The organism is Gordonia malaquae NBRC 108250, from assembly GCF_000344135.1.
Classification (GTDB): Bacteria; Actinomycetota; Actinomycetes; order Mycobacteriales; family Mycobacteriaceae; genus Gordonia; species Gordonia malaquae.
The window spans coordinates 1-1,224 of the sequence record NZ_BAOP01000096.1; the positions used below are offsets into that span (position 1 = coordinate 1).

The window sequence follows — 1,224 nt, forward strand, 5'->3', positions numbered from 1 at the left end:
ACCCACCACAACCGACACGGCGAACTACTCGACACCGTCACCTTCACCTGGGACGGCCCCGACCTCATCGAACAAACCAACACAGCCCACACCCCACGCGCCACCACCCCCTCAGGCGCATCCAGCACCTGGACCTTCACCTACCACCCCGTCACCAGCGCACCGCTGGCCCAACACGCAACACACCACACCCCCACAGGCGCCACAGCCTCCAACCCGTCACCGCACCGGCCGGCCGACTGGACACAATCCCAGATCGACTCCGAATTCCACGCCATCATCACCGACCTCGCCGGCGCACCCACCGAACTCATCAACCCCGACCACGGAACCCTCGACGGCAGATCCACCACCACACTCTGGGGAACCACCACCTGGACCGGCGTAACAACTGCGCTCCGGTTCGCCGGCCAACAACACGACCCAGAAACCGGCCTCCACTACAATCGACACCGCTACTACAACCCCACCACCAGCACCTACACCACACCCGACCCCCTCGGCCTCACCCCCAACCCCACCTCCGCAACCGCCTACGTCCACAACCCACACACCTGGACAGACCCACTCGGCCTCGAAAGCACATGCCCGAACGGAACCAACAACAAAGGCGACACACCAGACCTCGATTCTCTGTCTAAATCCGGCAGTCGAGCATCGGGTAAATCAGACCTAACAGTGGCGGGACGCAACTATCAGAAACATATGAACAGGCCGGGGAGTGGCCTCGAAAAAGTACCAGGCCGCGATCTCAACACGTCCGGCCAGAACCATCTAGATGACATACTCACCGCACCAGGAACTCGCGTCGAACCAAGACTGGAGGAAATTTTCAGGGTGGCACAATACATACTCGCCCAGATGGACATGGCGCAGTCTTCGACTCATCTGGAAGTTTTCAATTCTTCGGAAAGTTTACATAAATGAGCGAACATATCACACTCGGAACAAAGGAGCAGATGTCGATATCGGCTATCCAGGATTGCATTGGACGGACAATTCAAAGTATCGAACCCACAGATTGGGACACTAGCGAAACTAGGCCATTCGAAACGCCACTACCAGCAATCCGTGAAACCTTCCATCCGATCATTGTAAGATTCTCGGATGGGCATGGTGTTCGTTTCTACAGCGAAGTATCGAACGAGAGTCGCCTGACTGCAGAACCCTTAGAATTAAGATCCCTCGAACCACAGAACATGGATAGCTCAGGCAAGCGGGGGC

At 57.3% G+C, this 1,224-nt stretch carries 2 protein-coding genes; both read left to right on the top strand.

What is annotated here, in order from left to right; all coding sequences use genetic code 11:
* Positions 1 to 927 (top strand): RHS repeat-associated core domain-containing protein (locus GM1_RS22130; RefSeq protein WP_008382544.1); only part of this gene is annotated, 927 nt, incomplete at its 5' end.
* Positions 924 to 1,224 (top strand): hypothetical protein (locus GM1_RS22835; RefSeq protein WP_217997965.1); only part of this gene is annotated, 301 nt, incomplete at its 3' end. The genes GM1_RS22130 and GM1_RS22835, both read left to right, overlap by 4 nt.